Here is a 19,182-nt window from a genome sequence, read left to right as displayed (position 1 = left end):
AGTCTTTATCAGACATAAAAGCAGGGTTTTTCGGAGTTTTGCTTAAAAGAAGTGAAGTGTTTTTTGAGTGTGTATTCTCAAAAAAATACAAATTTTATTCAGATAATCATCTCAGGCAAAGTAGTGGAGGAACGAATATCCTCGCTACTGAGCGTTTCTATACTGATTGCAAGCTTTCGCGAGGAGGCTTGCATGTCTTTTTTTTAACGGTAGTAAATAATATTTTCTACATTCTTGGCTTCCAGGTAATTTCTTCACTGCCTGACTCCTTCGTCATTTTACGGGAAAGCACAAAAAGATAATCAGATAGGCGATTGAGGTATTTAATAACCATCATATTTACCTCTTCTTCTTCCGATAAACGAATCACCAGACGTTCGGCTCTGCGGCAAACAGTGCGGGCCAGATGGGTAAACGAAACAGACTGATTTCCTCCGGGCAAAACAAAAGACCTTAACGGTGGTAGTTCAGCATCCATTTTATCCATTTCGTTTTCAAGTAATGTAATATCTTCTTCCATCAAGCTCGGGATAGCTTTCTTTCTTACCTGCTCCGGCTCAGATGCTAAATCTGCCCCGATGGTAAATAATCTATCCTGAATTTCTTTCAATAAATCCCGACGGGATTCATTAATAGGCTGGTCTCGCAGTAATCCAATCCACGAATTGAGTTCATCTACTGTGCCGTAAGACTCAATCTTTAAATCTCCCTTGCTGACTCTCCGGCCACCAACCAACGCAGTTGTACCTTTATCGCCTGTTTTGGTGTATATTTTCATGGTGTTGGACGAAATTACATTTATGAAGTGTATCATAAATATATCGTCCCTACGGGACTTGGAAACGCTATGTTTCATTTTTTCTACTAATATATTATCCCTACGGGATATTTAATCAAGATAGCTGATTGCAAAGAATTTTCATTCCATTTGGTAGTCCCGTAGGGACGATATATCGGTAGTTAAATTGAGCGTTTTTAGAAATTAATATCCCGTAGGGATAATATATTTTTTATTTAACAATTATATTTTCATCTATTTGCCTGCTAAAAAATCTTTATAGGTGCTACATTCTTTAATCAACTGTTCTTCGTAGTTAGTTTGTTGGTATTTGGTTTTCAACAGATTAAAGTAAGTAGCATATTTTTCTTTTCTTAACGTTTCTAAAGTTTTGGTTATCTCGGCTTCTCTTTTTTCCCGTTCTCCGTCAGGCAAAGAATATAATCCATCATACATGGCTCCATAAGCCAACTCATATCTGATTTTCTGACAGGCAGCAGCCAGATAACAAGCCTTGGCGGCGGCCTCAGTAGTAGGGGCTACATTCATGGCTTTATCGAAATAAGACAGGGCTTTTTCAGAAGTATAGTAATCGTCTGTTTCGTTTTTCTGCTCACCTCCGCTCCATGCCCTGCGCAGCAAAATCCAACTGTTACCAAAGTAGCTCATATTATAACTTCCACAACCCAACAATAGCCAGCTATTGTAATCTTTCGGGTTTTTGTTCACTTTTTCCTGCAATTCCGCCATTCGTACAGCAAACGAGATAGGCGTAACAGTTTCTTTAGGATTGGCTTCTCCCTGACCATTCAGATGGAAAGGATTTACATCTAAATAGGTTTTGAAGGGTTCGGCTTCCCAAACCGCAGGCGAAATATGTTTCCAGGCTTCTGCTGCTTTGGCATATTGGTGTTCGGCTAAAGAGCGTCTGCCTAAAACCAGATAGAGGTAATCATTATCTAATCCGGTCAGTTTTATTAAACGGGTATCGAAATCGGTATGATTGTTTTTAGTAAAATAATCTAACGTATAATTAATAGTAGCCGATGAGGTAGAATCTTCAATGGCATACTGGTCTGAACTGCTCATGAAATTGGCATTAGATACCCAACCTTCTTCCTGTTTATGGTAGCCTAATTGATAGGAAGTCAGCAAGGATACTAAAAATGCTTTTGCCTTCCCTTCAGGCGATGCTTTCACGTTTCTTTCATCGTCTTTTTTACCAAAGCAACTCGCAAACCAGCCTAAAGGCTTACTTTCTTTTACTTGTTTTCCGTTTTTCAAGGGTCTTGTTTCTCCTCCCTCAGCAAACTCATTCATAGGCGTAATGCCTCTGTATTTGGCTACTAAGATTCTACAGGCAGCATTAAAATTATTGGCTGTACGAAATTTGTCTGAACGGGCAAATCTTTCTAAAAGCGGAATAACTTTCTTCTCCATTTCAGGCGTTACTACCGGCGACTCGCTTACTGCCAGTATCATTTCCTGCATGGCTATCTGGTCTTTTAAATGTTGATTATCTGTTGGAATTGCCTTGGCTTTTTGCAAAAATTCGTTGGCTTTCGGGTAGTCTTGTGCAATGAATGTCAGATAAGCCGCCGCAGTGTACCAAAAAGGCGACTGTTTTAAAGTCGGATTTTCGGCAGATTCAAGCGAAAAATCAAGAAGTTTACTGAAATAATCAGATGATTCTTTTTTCAGTGTTTCTTTTTTGGTAGAATCCAGATTCCAGTAAGAATATTTTAAATCCTGCCAGTTAGTGAAGAAAAAATCTTCATTTTTGTTAATCTCACGAGCCATCACAAACTCTAACATCGGATTATTTATGTCCAGTTCTCGTATTTGTTCCATCATCGGCAACGCATCCTGAAATGGTAAAACTGCCGTAGCTGCATACACATTGGCTTTTTCGGCATCACTTTTACAGAGTTTAAGTGCTTCGTCCTGTAGTTTTGGCAAATAAGTTCTTAAACTTAAATGGGCTACTTTTCTGCGGGTAGGTGCAGTAACAAATACTTGCGAAAAATGATAATAAGCCTGTGTCGAGTCTCCGGCATGCGTATAAGCTCCGGCCATGCGAGAACGTGCCCAGTCGCTGATAAATGTCTTTGATGAAATTGGTTCGACTAATTTTTTATATAATTCGATACTTTTCTGCGGATTCCCTGCCATATCAGCCACCTTTACAGCCTGATACGCCAGACGCTCTTTTACAAAGTTGTCTGTACTTTGGTTGTAATTTGTTTCAATAGTGGTAAGCCAGACTTCATAATCGGCCGTAGTTGCTTTTTGAGTAGTTGATTCACTTTCGCCTGACATATCTGTGTCGGCACTTTCTATTTTTCTGGCAAGGGCTAAGTAATCAGCCGCTTCGGTTTTGCCTTTTTGCTGCAAGGCTTCTGTTAAACCCGTAGTACTTTTGCTATCAGCATTGGTATATAATTCGTCGGTAACAGTTTTTTCAGCAACGCCTACATAGCTTGCCCAGGCTTTGGTATTTTCTATCTGTGATGGGTCTGCTGTACCTTCCGAATCCCAAAGATTATAATCGTATAAAAACTGTGAGGTAAAATTATAATGATGAAACTGCGTCTCATTTTTAGCGCTTTCGGGAGTAAAAAAGCTCTTGAATTCATCATAATCAAATGGCTCAGGTCCACAGGCCATCAGCAATAAAATGATGATAGATTTAGTCCGGTAATTCAAACGAAAGAAAGATTTTGTGGAGTTGTTCATGGCTGTAATTGGATATAGTTTTTGGGTCTAAATCATAAAATGCAAATGTAAGTTTTTGTGTGGATATTTGTTTACTTAAAGCTCTTGAACCTTTTAAAAGTTCTTCATAATCAACTTCTTCTACCCGAATCATATCGCCTTTGCGTAGTGAGATGCCAAAGGCTTGTACGTCTTCTTGTATGTAGTATTTATTATCTTCCTTTTTAAGGAATTTCTGCTGGTTTAAAGTCTTACTATCTAATTTATTAATAACGGTCATGAACTGATCCCCCCGATAAAAAATAGCCCATCTGAATAGGGGGAGGACTATATCTAATGCCAACGGATATTTACTAAGTGTAGCAGTATATTGTGAAGCCGCATCGAGGTCGTAGATGGAATTTTTAATCAGGGGCTTTTTCCAATCCGACATATTATAAAACATCAGCATACCTCTGTCAACAGGGGGAATACCTGTTTTATGTACAAACTTAATCTGATGAAGCCTGATAGTGGCTGATAATATTTTACCCTGACAATGCTTTCTGTACAAATCAAGAAATCTGAAGTATTTGACTCTTGTACTGATAGTCCAGTCGCAATCAAACTGAATTTCTGTATAGGGTTTCTGTGGCCATATATTCTTTAAACGGATGTTTACAAAATCGACAAATTCTGCAAGATAAGTATCCGGTATTTGTTTGAGTGTTTGATTGGTGATAAAAATAACAGGAACAAGTGATAAGTTTTCAGGGATAGAATCCTGAAATACAAGAGGCGCTTTCAGGATAGGTTTATTGGTAGCAAAATTCCAGTCTATATCAAAGGCCTTGATATAGAGTTTGTTTACGTGGCATGTATCAAGGGTTTGCCGCTCGGCATTGCTTAACTGAAAGGCAGATTTCCAGTAATAAAAAGCTCTTGTAACATTTTTAGAGGGAGTGTCTGACCCACAACTCTGGATTAGTAAAATAAGAAAAAGCAGGTAAAATCGCATGGAATCAGGTAACCGTAAAAATTTACCAAATATACAAATCTGCCGAATAAGAGCATGTTTAAAGGTTATTTTTCTGACCGAAAAGGACAGATTTTTTAGATAGACAAGGCGTCATTTTGCAGATGTAGCCAGCAGCTACATCGAAAAAATGCAACGCAGTATATCTGAAAAAGATGCCTTTGTAGGTCGAACTATAATTTTTAAACATGCTCTCTCTAACTTTTTTTAAGAAAATCTAATTCTCTGACGTAACTTTGTACTCTCGTGCTACCCGATGGATCTTGTTTTCTCAGTATTTGTAGCGTAGCATATAAACCGAAAAATACCCTCTAATGTCAGTATCTCATATATTCTTTAGTTTTTGGCGTAAGGTCTCCATGCCTGTATTAGCCATTACCTTAGTTGTCTGTTATTTTATTTTCCCTGACGATGTCGCTATTCATCACACATCTTCAGGAAGACCAGATGATTACATCAGTAAACAGGATTTTTTCTATGTTGCTTTTGCCATTATTATAGGCATGAATTTCTTACTCAACTTATTGAGAACACAGGTACAGAAAATAAATTTTTCTAAACTTAATGCCAATAGTATCTGGGCAAAAGACTCAGAAGCCCTGAAAAACCTTTTAGAAGCCTGGTTCAATGCTTTTATTGCGGTTATTAATAGTTTCATGATTGTTTTTCTGATTGCCTTAAACCGAATTAACCGTACAGAAGACCAGAAATTGGATATAAATTATGATTGGGTAATAGTAGGAGGGGCAGCCATATTGCTTATTGTACTTTTTTATTTACCTATCCGGTTGCTTTATAGCAATCCGGCTACAAGAGAGTAAAAGCTTTTCAAAGTATGATTACTTTAGATTTAGAAAAATATACGTATTATCTGCCAGATGAACGCATAGCCCGGTTTCCTGTAGAACCGAGAGATATTTCTAAATTATTGGTTTATAAAGCGTCTGAAATAGGTGAAGACAGATTTTATAATCTGATTAATCATCTGCCACAAGCCTCTTTTCTAATTTTTAATAATACAAAGGTAATACCCGCCCGATTGTTTTTTCAGAAGGCAAGCGGTGCTATTATCGAAATATTTCTGCTGAATCCGGTTGAGCCCTCTACCATTATTTCGCAGGTAATGGAAACAACGCAAAGTTGTACATGGGCTTGCATGATAGGCAATAAAAAAAGGCTTAAAGGAAAACTGACAGGTACGCACACGATTCATGCAGCAGATGATTTGGAGTTAGTTGCCGAACTGACAGATAGTGAAAAAAACTATGTGCGGTTTACATGGAATAACCCTGAACTGACATTTGCTGAAATTGTGAAATATTTCGGACAAATTCCTTTACCACCCTATCTGAAACGGGATACTGAGGAAAAAGATTATCAGACATATCAGACAGTTTACTCAAAAAATGATGGAGCAGTAGCCGCACCTACGGCAGGTTTGCATTTCACGGAGAAGGTACTGTTTGATTTGGTAGACCAGGATATTGATTACGATTTTATTACGCTGCATGTAGGAGCAGGAACTTTTCAGCCGATAAAAGTGCAGAATGTGGTAGAACACCAGATGCACTCTGAGCAGATTGTATTTGATAAAACTTTTATTGAACGATTAGCCCGAAAATTGAATTTTGTTATTCCGGTTGGTACAACTTCCATGCGTTCATTAGAAAGTCTGTACTGGTTTGGGGTAAAACTACTGCAAGGACAAGAGTTTTTTTTTATAGAAAAATTATTCCCATACGAGCAGGCAGAAGCGGTTAGTGCAGAAGCAGCTATACAGGCGATTCTTGACTATATGGAAGCCAAAAATATAGAACAATTAATTGGCGAAACCGAGATTTTTATTTTTCCGGGCTATCAGTTCAGGATTTGTAAAGGAATTATTACTAATTTTCACCAGCCCGATTCTACCTTAATTCTGCTTGTGGCGGCATTGGTAGGCGAAGATTGGCGAAAAATTTATGATTTTGCCTTAGAAAATAACTTTCGTTTCCTGAGTTATGGTGATTCTTCGCTATTGATTCCGTAATTTTGCTAATTGAAATTCGTTATGGTTAAAAACCACTATTCTAAAATATCATTATTAATACTCGCTGATGAAACAATCATTTAGTCAAAAGCATACAAAAAATACTTTTTTCTGGGGTTTTACCTCATTGCTTCTTTTTGTTAGTTTACTGTCTTCTGCTCAATTGAGACCTCTTAGCCAATATGGCTTTAAAGTAGGCACAGGTATTTCAAAAACTGCTATTATCGACAATCCGTCTAATATCATACCTAAGTATAGAAATGATTTCAATGTAGGTTTATTTTACCGTCGTAATTTCAATAAATTCAGCGTTCAGCCTGAAATATATTATCAGGTAAGAGGAGGGAGTTTTAAGGCATCGACCAACTTTGCCGAAACAGGTAATAGCATTTTAAGAAACTATTACAGATATATAAGTGTACCTGTATTGTTTGGGTACGAAGTAGCCAAGAATGTATCGGTGATAGTAGGGCCGGAATATGGTTATGCCCTGAATGCAGGCACAAATAAAGGCCCTGATACTAAAGGTGATTTTAATATGGTAGGAGGGGTAAGAATAGATATGTTAGACATGGCACATTTATTCAGCATTAATATCCGCTACGTGCATGGCTTATCTAATACCACTACCAAGACTTATACACCTGCGGGAACACCTACAGGAGGGCCATCCATCCCTTTGACTTTCCAGAACAGAACTTTGCAGATTTCGGCCACATATAATTTCAGCGATTATTATAACTGGTGGAAAAAACACGGCACACGCAAAAAAAAGAAGTAAATTTATTAATGAGGAAATAAGGAATCGTTTGTAAGTTTGCAAAAATATTAGTGCCACGCCCTGCAAAGCGTGGCACGCTTATTAAATATCCATTCTATATTCCCCGTAAGACACGGGCGTGCCGACGAATCGGTTGAGTATGAATTTTATTGAAGAATTACGCTGGCGTGGCATGTTATTCGACGCCATGCCCGGTACAGAAGAGCAACTGAACAAAGAAATGACAGCAGCCTATATTGGGTTCGACCCAACGGCTAAATCATTGCATATCGGTAATCTGGCTACTATCATGTTGTTGAAACATTTTCAGTTGGCAGGACATAAACCTTTTGCCTTGGTAGGAGGAGCAACCGGTATGATTGGGGACCCATCTTTCAAAGCTGCCGAGCGTCAGTTTTTATCTGAAGATACCTTGAGAGAAAATCAGGAAGGTATCCGCAATCAATTAGCCAAGTTTCTTGATTTTGATTGTGGCGAAAACTCTGCCGAGATTGTGAACAACTATGACTGGTTTAAAGAAATCGGGTTTTTACAATTTCTGCGTGAAGTAGGAAAGTATCTGAGCGTGAATTACATGATGTCGAAAGATTCGGTAAAGAACCGTCTGGAGACTGGTATTTCTTTCACAGAGTTTTCATACCAGCTATTGCAAGGTTACGATTTTTACTGGTTATATAAAAATAAGAATATCCGCCTGCAAATGGGTGGTTCTGACCAATGGGGGAATATAACTACCGGTACTGAGTTAATCCGCAGAAAAGAAGCGAAGGCCGAAATCGACGAAAACGACACAGAAACTGGCGGTTCTAAAGCATTTGCTTTAACAACCCCATTAGTAACTAAAGCTGATGGAACAAAATTCGGTAAATCGGAAGGTGGTAATGTGTGGCTTGACCCTGATATGACCTCTCCTTATGCTTTTTATCAGTTCTGGCTTGGCCAGCATGATAATGATGTGCCTCGTTTGTTAAGAGTATTTACGTTGTATTCAAAAGCTGAGATAGAAGAAATTGAAAAACAACATGCCGAAGCACCACATTTGCGTATTGCTCAGAAAGCATTAGGTAAGGACGTAACGATACGTGTACATGGGGAAGAACAGTACGAACTGGCCATAAAAGCGGCTGATATTTTGTTTGGTAAAGGTACTTTAGAGACTTTGCAGAGTCTTGATGAAAATACTTTTACTACTGTTTTCGACGGTGTGCCACAGACAGAAATTACCAAAGAAGAGTGGGATAATTGCCCTACTGTATTGGATTTGATTTCGGTAGTTACCCGCAATGAAGTGTATCCCTCAAAAGGAGAGGCACGCAGAGCAATACAAGGTAATGGAGTGAGCATCAATAAAGTAAAGATTGCCGACGAGAAATTAGCTTTAGCTGAATTGCAACTTCTGCAAGGCAAATATTTATTGGTAGGTAAAGGCAAAAAGAGTCATATTGTAAAAGTTAGTTGAGTGTTTTAATAGCTTTTACCCAATAATAATAAGATATTACCAAAAGAATATTTACTTTATTTTGTTTTTGGATTTGTGAAGAACAGAAAAACTGTCTATATTTGCATCCCCAAAGGAATTTTGGTAACATACACGGGCATAGTATAAGGGTAGTACGAGGGTCTCCAAAACCTTTGGTCTGGGTTCGAATCCTGGTGCCCGTGCAAGTATTTTTTGAACATAAGTATTTTATGATACAATTTTTTAAAAACTCTTGGGAAGAAGTAACCAAAGAGGTAACATGGCCAAAGTGGAGTGAACTTCAATCAAGTGCAACACTTGTGTTGGTAGCCTCTATTATTTTTGCTTTGGTTGTAGGCGTAATTGATTTTTTGATTGAAAACGGTCTTCGTTTGTTTTACCAATCAGTCTAAAACCTTTAATTTTTTGCTAACGATATGAGCGAAATCAATTGGTATGTTGTAAGAGCAGTTTCGGGGCAGGAGAAAAAAATTAAATCCTACATCGAGAACGAAGCCATTCGTCGCAAATTAAGTGAGTTGGTTCCTACAATTTTAATTCCATCTGAAAAGATAACAGAAGTTCGTAACGGTAAAAAGCGTGTACGTGAGAAAAGCTTTTTTCCGGGATATATATTGGTGAATGCTGACCTGAACAACGGGGAAGTATTGCACATGATTAAAAGTATGCCGGGTGTTATCGGTTTCTTAGGCCGTAACAACGGTACTTCCATGACACCGGAGCCTCTCCGTCAGTCAGAAATTAATCGTATTTTAGGTGTACAGGAAGAAGTAATTGGCGAGGTGATTTCTCCGACATTGACTTTCACCAAAGGCGAAAACGTAAAAGTAATCGACGGGCCTTTCAGTGGTTTCGATGGGACAGTAGAAGAAATCAACGAAGACAAAAAGAAACTAAGTGTGAGCGTAAAAATATTTGGTCGCAGCACACCTGTAGAACTTGGGTACGTACAAGTAGAGAAAATGTAATACAATATATTATTCGACAAAATCCCCGTTGTGCAAGCAACGGGGATTTTTTGTTTATTGAGTGATTTAGCAATTTAGTGAATGAGTGATTAAGAAATTATTCCAATACAAAATTAATCACTCATTCACTAAATCACACAATCACTCATTTTTCAATGACTTCACCGGATTGGCCAATGCCGCTTTTATGGCCTGAAAACTCATTGTCAATAACGTTACCATCAGTGCTCCGGCTCCTGCTGCTGCAAATATCCACCAGCTTATATTAGTATGATAAGCAAAACCCTGTAGCCATTGCTGCATGACGAAATAAGCAATCGGCCCTGCAATGATAAAGGCAATCAGTACCAGTATAATAAAATCTTTTGATAACAAAACCACTATACTGGAAACAGAGGCACCCAGCACTTTTCTAACACCTATCTCTTTGGTTCTTTTTACGGCGGCATACGCCACCAGACCAAATAAGCCCAAACAACAGATAAGCACCGCAAATACAGTAGCAATTAAAGATAGCTTGCCAATGATGAGTTCTGTGCGGTATTCTCTGGCAAAAACCTGATCAAGAAATGAATATTCAAACAGGTAAGCAGGGCTATGTTTCTTAAATGTTTTTTCTATGGCCGCAAGTGTTGTATTTACAGGTACACTTCCGTCTATTTTAATAAAATAATTGGAACCAATATTTTTTGAATAAAGAAAAATAAGCGGCTCTATTCCCTGCCGGAGGTTATCGTTGTTAAAATCATCGGTCAATCCTACAATTTTCCCTTTACCGTTCCACATCTGCAAATCAGCACCGATAACATTATCAGGCGTAAGCCCCATTATCTTCATCGCTTTTTTGTTAATGATATAATTGGCGGAGTCAAGATTATTGATATTTGAGAAGTTTCTGCCTGCCAGCAAACCTATATTCATGGTAGGTATAAATCCTTCATCACAACGGAAAATCTTAAACGTGATGGAAGAATTTACAGGCTTGTTTCGCCATACAGGGTCGGTGGTGGTGATAGGAACCGTAAAAATATTGCTTCCGCCAAACCCTATGCTTTTAACAGAAGGAATCTGAAGCAAGTCGTTTTTAAATGGTGCATAGTTTTTACCGAGCATATCATTCCGCTTTATTTCAATGACATTTTCTTTTTCAAAACCAAGATTTTTATTGCTGATAAAACTGATTTGCCTGTAAATAATCATGCTTCCGGTAATGAGAATAATAGAGGTAGCAAACTGAACAACGACCAATGTTTTGCGGAACCCGCCCGAAAGCGACGGAGAGGCATCACCTTTCAGCACAGTAACGGGCTTGAAAGACGAAAGCAAAAATGCCGGATAGCAGCCAGCCAGCAACCCGGAAACTACCGTAATTACCAATGCTCCTGTAACAAGTATCGGATTAGTAAAATCTAACTGGACAGATTTTTCTGTTATTCCGTTAAATAGTGGCAGCAAAAAATGTACGGCAATCAAGGCAAACAACAAACCGATAAATGCCAATACAAGAGATTCGGAAATAAAATGCATAATCAGCCCTGATTGTCTGGCACCAATGAGCTTTCGTACCCCTATTTCCCTACTGCGTGCAACCGATTGGGCTGTAGCAAGGTTCATGAAATTGATACATGCCATGAGCAAAACAATGGCTGCTATAATACTGAAAAGTTTAACCTGCTCAATACGGCCACTCATCGATTTCCCATTTTCAAATTCGCTGTAAAGTCTTTGTTGGGTATAGGGAAATAAAAAAGCGCTTGTACTACATTCCTTGCAATTCTTTTTAATCAAGGCACCGATTTTTGTGTTGGCATTTTCCAACGAAGCCCCCGGTTTTAAAGCAACCATTGTTTGTGTGCCGCCACTTTGCCAGTTTTGTGTCCAGGGGTTATCTTTGATAAAAAGGCCAAGAGGTAGTACAAAGTCAAACTGTAACGAAGAGTTTGAAGGAACATTGGTAAACACACCGCTTACCATAAATGAACGCCCATAGTCCACGGTTACTGATTTTCCGACAGGGTCTTTATCGCCAAAGAGTTTCTTAGTAAGATTTTCTGAAATAACTATTGAGGTATTGTCAGGGATTGGATTCTTTTGGTCGCCTTTCAGCAAAGGAAAACTGAATATTGAAAATAGCGATGAGTCGGCATAAACCCCTTGTTCATTAAACGAGTTTTTTTCATTGCTGATAAGGGCATTGGTTTCCATGCTCAACAAGGCCACCTTATCTGCCTCGGGAATCTCATTTCTTATGGCGTCTTTCAGAAGTGACGTAGTAGCCGGATAGGTTTCAATTCTGCCATCAGGGTATGTATTATTAGTCATTACCCGATAAATATTGGGGGCATTTGTATGAAATTTGTCATAAGACAATTCATCTATTACCCACAGAAATGTAAAAATGGCGGCTGTCAACCCTACGGTAAGACTGAAGATTTTGATGAAAGAATAAACCTTGTTTCTGATGAGATTTCTCAAGGCGATTTTTAGATAATTGTATATCATCATATTTCCTTATTTTTTCGTCAAAAGTAAATGGCACAAAATATGCCAATATTCTATCTGCCTTGTTACCAATACATTGGATTATTATTCAGGGGTTTTTCTGTCCGAAAGTGGACATTTTATTCCGTTTTCGTACAGCAGAATCAGGCTTGTAGTGAACAGGATTTATGGCTTTTTAGTACCATTTGTTAATTATTTTCTTTTCATAATTCGTCAATCTGTTTCAATACTACCTGCTTATCTGCCTGCGTTTTAGCCAGTCGGTAGGCTTCCTGAAAGTTTTCTTTAGCTTTATCTGGATTGCTTTCTTTATATAGCTCTCCCAATAAGGTGAAATAATAGCTATTGTTTGTCAATTTTAGTTTTTCGGCTTCTATTATGGCTTTAGCCTTGCTATAAACTTTCGATAAAGCAAAGGTTCTGTTGAGTGCCACAATAGGCGAGTACTCTACTACCAAGAGCTTGTTGTATAATTGCAGGATACTTTCCCATTTTTCCTGGCTATCAGCTTTAATGGTATGCCAGTAAGCAATACTGGCTTCTAAATGATACTTGGATAGATGATTTCCCTTTGATGCCTGATGTAAGTAATAAACACCTTTTTCAATCAACTCTTTATTCCAGAGATTTTCGTCCTGGTCCTGATAAAGCACTATCTCTCCATTGGCATTTTTTCGGGCTTCAAACCTGGACGCATGAAAACACATTAAAGATAATAAGGCATTTACTTCAGAGAGGTTGGTTGATTCGTTTTCGATTAACAAATAAGTCAGTCGCATGGCTTCTAAACAAAGGTCATTGCGTAGTACTGTATCCTGACTTTCAGAATAGTAGCCTTCATTGAAAAGCAAATACAGCGTTCTTAATACTGCTTCCAATCGTTGCTGTATTTCCTTTTCAGCTGGAAATTCAATGGGTACATTTTCAGTTCTTAACTTTTCTTTCGCTCTGAAAAGACGTTTGTTGATGGTTTCTTTGTTGCTTAGAAAAGCATTGGCTATTTCATCAATGCCAAAACCACAAAGAATGCGCAACGCCAGCCCGATTTGTGATTCAATAGTAATGCTCGGGTGGCAGATAGCAAACAGCATCTGCAATTGGCTATCATGAATATTTTTATCTGATAAATCAATGGCAAGGGCTTCATTTTCGGCTGTTGCCTGAGTGATTTCGGAAACGACTTTGCTATCAAAAATGTGATTGCGTGCAATATAATTCCGGGCTTTGTTTTTAGCTACGGCATATAGCCAGGCTGTTGGGTTAGGAGGAATGCCCTTATAAGGCCAGCTTTCAACGGCTGATAAAAAAGTATCGCTTGCAATATCTTCGGCTGTTTCTATATGCTCTATGCCCATCAGCTTAGATAATACAGCCGTTATTTTTCTGAACTCGGTTCTGAATAAGTGTGGTATGAGTTCTTGTTGATTCATAAATAGAATGGAATCCCCTGCCAGCAGCAGGGGATTATAACCTGATGGTTAATGAACATCTTATCCTTTAGCAATTTTTCTGACTTCCATCGTATTGCCTTCTCCTTGCAAAATAGGCGAACCTTTGGCAAATTCAACTGCTTCCTCAATTGATTCGGCTCTTACAATGGCATAACCACCAATGGTTTCTTTAATATCACCAAATGGGCCATTGGTTACTACACCGTTATGCCCAACTATTTTGCTGTTTTCAAAAACCAATCCGTTGCCACCTACATATTTGTTCTGCGCAGCTATTCCGCCAATCCAGTCCATCGTTTGTTTCATCCAGATTTGCATTTGTTCAGGTGAGGCTACTTTACCTCCATCTTCGTTTCTGAAAATTAACATGTATTCGTCCATTGCTTTAAAGATTTAATGTAATTAAATGTTTGTCAGTAGCATATCAAATAAACCTGAATGAATTGGACATGGTTGGGTTATTTTTTTTTAGAAAATCTAAAAAAGATAATCCACTACTTTCAACGCATTGCTGAAAATAGTGGATTATGTATTAGTTTCTGATTAGAACTTAAAGAATATTTTAATTACACCCCCCAATCTGTGCTTTAAACACACTTCCGCTTTGTGCTTCAAAAGTTGGGTTTAAGATAATGGCTTTGGCGGCATCGAAAGTAACATTTGTTCCGTTCTGAATCTGCGTAGTACTACCGTTCTGGGTAGAAATAGTATTACCTGTTTTATAGTTGCCTGTGGCAACCGAATTAGAAAAAGTCATTTCGTTGGGACAAGGTACAGCAGTAGTCATAAACTGTAAGACTCCAGCCATAGAAGCTGTGCGATTCCCATTGGCATTATGTACAATATTTACTTCATTGCCGGTTACAGTTACCTGATATTTGGCATTGGGTACTACTCCACAAATGGTATGACGAATATCACCTGAGTTAGGAAAAGTATAATGTGTAGTGGTAATACCTGCCTGCAAAGGGTTGAGGTCAGTATTGAAAAAAGCAATTTCTTTCTTACCATTGTTGGCAGTTACTACGGCTCCTTTCATTTTGCCATCAGTTGAATTGATATTATCAATCGTAGGAGCAGTAGTATTCCTGATAGTGGATTGTAAAACGGTCAGAAACTCCTGTTCAAGCGGATTATCCGAATATTTCACTTCCGTCCGCCAGGTAGGGCTATTAAAATAATAATTCATAATCGGCCCCGAAGTATTGTCAGGATTATTGCTTTCGTCAACAACCGAAATATCAGGATTCGCCGGAATAAGCGTTTTTATGTAAATATCTGAGCCTCTATGACTTGACTTAATCAGGTTACCATTCACGGTAGGATTAGCCATAAAATGCCAGCGCAGATGCTTTTTGTACTGTCCTTGCGGATTAGTAGAGTTTTTGGCTGAAATCTGGTCGTAAGACAGGAAGAGGTTACTGCTTCTCAGGTAAAGAAAGCCTCTGATAAAATAATTGAGTTTTCGTAAATAGATTTCGGGATAATAGCTTTTGTCATAACAAGACGATAAGTCGGTGCGTACGTACGTCAGCGAATCGTCCATCTGTACGGCTTTCAAATCATCTTTACCATAGTAACCCTGTCCACCTTTGAAAGTGCTTCCGGTTTGCTGATAATCTCCAAAATCATCAAAGTACAGGGTGTTATTTGCACCACTGTTTTCGGCCATTGTATTATCTCCCAAAAGTGGATATCCGCTTTTGCCTACATTAGAAGCATTGGTAAGTATATAACTACCACCCCGACAGATTTCAAAACTACCACCTGCAAAATGTTTGTGGTCGTCGTAAGTAGCGGCATCAGCCCTGAAAACTGCCCATGTAGCGGTGCTGTCAGCCCATTTATTCCGCATCAGAAAAACAGGCGAAGTACGATTACCGATACCTAAATTATGCCCCTGATTGAAGCCGCTATACCATAACTGATTATCGAAAGGAGCCGATGGACGGGTAGTATTAGGAAAATAAAACTTCTCCCAGTTGTATAAGCGATTTACGATATTGCCATAAATTAAAAAAGGCTTGTATTCTGATTTCTGAAAGTATTGTGCCTGCTCTCCCAGAGGTTTACCTTCCAGGACAAAAGCCAGTCTCTCAGAGAAGTGATGATTGAGGTAAGGCCCGTAGATATCTCCCCAGTCGCCATCGTGGTCAATTTCATGTCCATTCGGCAGTAGAGAATGATGCAGGGCTTTCACAAGGTCTTGTATCCATGAGATTTTGGTCTCTATGATATCTTCTCCTGTAGCCATTTTTACCAAAGCCATATAGTCGAGTATCCTCACATTATTACCGGAGCCATAACTCCATCCTTGTATCTGCAAACCGCCTTTTGAGGGTAAACCCGTGTAGGCCTGTGCAGGTGGAAACCCGTATGAGGTTACTTTATAACTATTATAACCATTTTCCCAGGTATCGGCCAGGTCATTGTCGGGTACATCTTGAGGTGCAACATCAGGCGACGGAGTACCATCAAAACGAATTCTTGCCCAGTCAATCATCTCCTTCGAACGAGGGTCGTCATTCCCGATAGCATAGCCAAAATGAGCTATACAAAACACATGACCAAAGAAATAGTTTCCTGTAGCCCGGTCGTTTCTCTGATAGGCGTTTCCCCTTATATCATCAAACCATTGCTTCATCAGGTGAATAAGCGAATCTTTACGTGCCTGCCCTAATTCATCATAACACCAGTCGTAAATAGTGCCAATGATTCTTCCTAAATGCCGTGAGGGATAATAGTCGTTTCTGCTCAAGGGATGATTCCATGTATTGATTTGTGAGCGATAACGACGATTAGCTAACATAATAGAATCGGCCAGTTGCATGAGTTTGTTAGAATAGGCAGTTGGATTGGCTCCTGCATTAGTTGTTTTAGTTAATAAATGGGCAAATGCTAAAGGCATAGTGGCGTCTTCCCAACTACTGGCCTGATAACTGTAAAAGATATAGTTGGTATCCCAGGTATTGGCAGTAGCCGGAGACCAGCTCATGACAGGCTTGGTAGAGTAGCTATTGGCCTCGGTCAGTAAAGCCTGCCATTCGGGTGTATTGGCATTTTTTTTAGCCATGAGTGTCGCCTTTAAATCGGCTGTCATCATGATTCTCGGGCGGGTATTTACTACAGGTAACTGAGCCTGTAAGTGTATGGTAATAGACCAGTAGAGGAGAGCAAGTAGTATTCTTTTCATGGCAAAGGAATTTGATTTAGTGTTAAATCAGCAGTATGACGAGTAAAATATGAAGTGTGTGGAATAGTATAACTATTGAGTAAATGAAAAAACTATTCTATAATATCCTGAATCAGCGAATCTATGAGTTGTGAAATATAATTGTCGAACCCTCCACGCTTGTCGGTATAAATAAGTGTAGGGGTTTTGGTTAAATCCCACCAGTCGTCCTGGTTATAGGGTAGTACATCCATATAGCCTGTTTGCTGATTACGTGTTTTGTAACTGAATACATAATACCATACATCCTGTTGGTCTTCTGTGCCATACCCAAAGCATATCAGGTTATCTAAATTCTCCCGTTGTTTGGGTGTACACTTTTTTTCCAGATTTATCTCCCATTCTTTTCGCAGGGCGTCAGATAAACGGGTGATTTCTTTAGGTTCAAGTAAGTTGTAACCTTCCTGAATAGAGAAATTGCCGTAGGTAGTTACAAATTTTATATAATCGGGTGGTAGGCTAATGCCCAGTCTTTTTTCTGCTTCCTGTATGTCTTTTGCCGAGAATTTCTTTTTATACCATTTTAACTGCTGATAGGGCATTTTCTGCTCCGTTTCTTTCTCGTAGATTTTAATGAAGTTTTCATAGCGGATCAGGGCTTCTATAGCTGTTTCTGTGGTAGTACCTTTGGTATATTTGCCCCAGCCTGACTTATGAACCTCAGTTATGTATGCCTGATAAGCCTCACTTGTTTTAATGTCTTGCAAATCCTGTATATCAGGGTCTTTTCTTAATGCTTTTTCTGCCGTAGCATACGCTTCTTTTGGGCGGTTAAGTTTGAGCAGAATACGCACTTTGGTATCAACATAGGCATTCAGATGAGGGTCTTTATCAATGGGTGATGTAATTGATAAAGCGGCATTAACATCTTCTAATGCCTTAGACAAATCTTTTCCGGTTTCGTAACTAATCCATGCCCGCAGATTATAGGCTTCACGCAGTAGCTGGCGGTAGTAACTATGTTCCTCCAGATACGGGAACAAGGTACTCTGGTCTATTGATGAAATAATTCTGTTACTTGCCTCAATAGCTTCTTTAGGCTTCTTGAGTTCATAAGCAGTATTCATCAGGCAATGTAGTGCAGAAAGATTTTTGGTGTCATCCTGCAAGATTTTTCCGGCCGATTGATAAGCCTTTTCGTACTCCCGGCCAATATATTGCTGGCGCATTTCTTCTACTCGCTTTTCGATATTTTTTTGCGCATTACAATTGTTTATCACGCATATAAACCATAACAGAAACAATTTTTTCATAAACAGGCTATTTAATAATTCAGTTTTAAAATGAGGGTAGCCCTAACACACTACCCACCATTCCCTTTTCTGTAATCCAACATAGAATAATTTTCAGTAGCTATACGTAATTTTTACCTGATTAATAGTTGTTTTACTCCCGTCCCAAGAAGAGGCACCTTCAACGCCACTAATAGTTATTGTAGCTGTGATACGCAGATAATAGAAATAGGTATTATTATCTATCACATTGTTATTGCTTATATTAGTATTTCCATTCTGTATAGTATTAGTTGATGCTAATCCCGATGAACTGAAAACTCCCAAAAGGTCACTTGTAGTTGCTCCATAGGCACGGCGGTACAATTGTGCTCTTATATTTTTTGCAGAATTATCTACAAAGTAAATCTGCATATTTGAAATAACACAGCCGTCCAGTAAATTTATGGGTGCTTCAAGGTCAGCAACAGTATTACCCAGACAATAGAGACCCTGATTGGCAATATCATTGGCTGTTGCATTGCCATTGACCGATAAAAAAGCACTTCTTGGAAGATTTAAATTAAATGTTTTTGGTGCAGAAGTCAGCAAGCCATTGTTATCTGCCCGTATAAATTTTAAGCCATTCCCAGCCAGACCAGAGATACGGGCATTGCCAATAACATGTAATTTTTCAGCAGGATTGCTTATGCCTATCCCTACGTTTCCATTGGTTAAAATGGCCATATTGGGCGTAGTATTGCCATTATTAGAGAAATACAACGGGTGATTAGTTTTGGTCATTAACCATCCGGCATTGTTGCTTATATAAGTGGCCAAAGAAATGTTCCCTGCGGTATGTTCAAAACCGTATGAGTTTTCAGTGGTTTGAATAGAAACTTTCTGGTTGGTATATTGGCCAACTATACCATCTTCAGGTGTTATAGTGGTTGATTGAGCAATAGATTTAAAAGAAAATATCAATACAACCAGACTTGTAGTAAGTATTTTTTTCATAAT

The 19,182-nt window shown here is 38.8% G+C and carries 15 protein-coding genes and 1 tRNA gene; 7 read left to right on the top strand and 9 right to left on the bottom strand.

Annotation, left to right across the window (positions count from 1 at the left end):
* Window positions 1-226 precede the first annotated feature (226 nt).
* The 3 genes from EWM59_RS00935 to EWM59_RS00925 all read right to left on the bottom strand — a co-directional run bounded on the left by EWM59_RS00935 (window position 227) and on the right by EWM59_RS00925 (window position 4,490).
* Complete coding sequence (locus EWM59_RS00935; RefSeq protein WP_130019064.1) at window positions 227-778, bottom strand: cob(I)yrinic acid a,c-diamide adenosyltransferase; 552 nt, start codon at window positions 776-778, stop codon at window positions 227-229.
* 255 nt (window positions 779-1,033) lie between these two features.
* The gene (locus EWM59_RS00930) at window positions 1,034-3,514 is read right to left on the bottom strand and encodes a hypothetical protein (RefSeq protein WP_130019063.1); all 2,481 of its coding nucleotides are present in this window, start codon (window positions 3,512-3,514) and stop codon (window positions 1,034-1,036) included.
* Window positions 3,468-4,490: a hypothetical protein gene (locus EWM59_RS00925; protein ID WP_130019062.1), complete on the bottom strand. Its 1,023-nt coding sequence runs from the start codon at window positions 4,488-4,490 to the stop codon at window positions 3,468-3,470. Before EWM59_RS00925 ends, EWM59_RS00930 begins: the two co-directional genes overlap by 47 nt.
* A 332-nt stretch (window positions 4,491-4,822) precedes the next feature.
* Here EWM59_RS00925 and EWM59_RS00920 point away from each other — a divergent pair, with 332 nt between their 5' ends.
* The 7 genes from EWM59_RS00920 to nusG all read left to right on the top strand — a co-directional run bounded on the left by EWM59_RS00920 (window position 4,823) and on the right by nusG (window position 9,766).
* Window positions 4,823-5,329, top strand: coding sequence for a hypothetical protein (locus EWM59_RS00920; protein WP_130019061.1), 507 nt, complete (start codon window positions 4,823-4,825; stop codon window positions 5,327-5,329).
* Between the two features lie 14 nt (window positions 5,330-5,343).
* Window positions 5,344-6,537 (top strand): S-adenosylmethionine:tRNA ribosyltransferase-isomerase, encoded by a 1,194-nt coding sequence (locus tag EWM59_RS00915; protein WP_130019060.1) that lies wholly within the window; start codon window positions 5,344-5,346, stop codon window positions 6,535-6,537.
* Between the two features lie 67 nt (window positions 6,538-6,604).
* Window positions 6,605-7,318 (top strand): porin family protein, encoded by a 714-nt coding sequence (locus EWM59_RS00910; protein WP_130019059.1) that lies wholly within the window; start codon window positions 6,605-6,607, stop codon window positions 7,316-7,318.
* 139 nt (window positions 7,319-7,457) lie between these two features.
* Entirely contained in the window at window positions 7,458-8,777 is a 1,320-nt protein-coding gene (tyrS, locus tag EWM59_RS00905) for a tyrosine--tRNA ligase (protein WP_130019058.1), read from the top strand.
* A gap of 132 nt (window positions 8,778-8,909) precedes the next feature.
* Window positions 8,910-8,980, top strand: a tRNA-Trp gene (locus EWM59_RS00900).
* 27 nt (window positions 8,981-9,007) lie between these two features.
* Entirely contained in the window at window positions 9,008-9,190 is a 183-nt protein-coding gene (gene secE / locus EWM59_RS00895; RefSeq protein WP_116982901.1) for a preprotein translocase subunit SecE, read from the top strand.
* A 24-nt stretch (window positions 9,191-9,214) separates the two neighbouring features.
* Window positions 9,215-9,766: a transcription termination/antitermination protein NusG gene (gene nusG, locus EWM59_RS00890; RefSeq protein WP_130019057.1), complete on the top strand. Its 552-nt coding sequence runs from the start codon at window positions 9,215-9,217 to the stop codon at window positions 9,764-9,766.
* A gap of 141 nt (window positions 9,767-9,907) precedes the next feature.
* Here nusG and EWM59_RS00885 read toward each other — a convergent pair whose 3' ends face one another.
* From EWM59_RS00885 to EWM59_RS00860, 6 genes are all read right to left on the bottom strand, one after another.
* Window positions 9,908-12,271 carry an ABC transporter permease gene (locus EWM59_RS00885; protein ID WP_229239246.1) on the bottom strand — a complete coding sequence of 788 codons (2,364 nt, stop codon included), beginning with the start codon at window positions 12,269-12,271 and terminating at the stop codon, window positions 9,908-9,910.
* 200 nt (window positions 12,272-12,471) lie between these two features.
* Window positions 12,472-13,698: an RNA polymerase sigma factor gene (locus EWM59_RS00880; protein WP_130019056.1), complete on the bottom strand. Its 1,227-nt coding sequence runs from the start codon at window positions 13,696-13,698 to the stop codon at window positions 12,472-12,474.
* A 60-nt stretch (window positions 13,699-13,758) separates the two neighbouring features.
* Window positions 13,759-14,100 carry a YciI family protein gene (locus tag EWM59_RS00875; RefSeq protein ID WP_130019055.1) on the bottom strand — a complete coding sequence of 114 codons (342 nt, stop codon included), beginning with the start codon at window positions 14,098-14,100 and terminating at the stop codon, window positions 13,759-13,761.
* 181 nt (window positions 14,101-14,281) lie between these two features.
* Window positions 14,282-16,912, bottom strand: coding sequence for a 3-coathanger stack domain-containing protein (locus tag EWM59_RS00870; RefSeq protein WP_130019054.1), 2,631 nt, complete (start codon window positions 16,910-16,912; stop codon window positions 14,282-14,284).
* A gap of 92 nt (window positions 16,913-17,004) precedes the next feature.
* Window positions 17,005-18,204 (bottom strand): SMI1/KNR4 family protein, encoded by a 1,200-nt coding sequence (locus tag EWM59_RS00865; RefSeq protein WP_130019053.1) that lies wholly within the window; start codon window positions 18,202-18,204, stop codon window positions 17,005-17,007.
* Window positions 18,205-18,297: 93 nt separating this feature from the next.
* Window positions 18,298-19,179: a hypothetical protein gene (locus EWM59_RS00860; RefSeq protein WP_130019052.1), complete on the bottom strand. Its 882-nt coding sequence runs from the start codon at window positions 19,177-19,179 to the stop codon at window positions 18,298-18,300.
* Between the last annotated feature and the right edge of the window lie 3 nt (window positions 19,180-19,182).

The organism is Emticicia agri, assembly GCF_004168285.1.
Taxonomy (GTDB): Bacteria; Bacteroidota; Bacteroidia; order Cytophagales; family Spirosomataceae; genus Emticicia; species Emticicia agri.
This window is presented reverse-complemented; position numbering and strand designations above follow the sequence as displayed.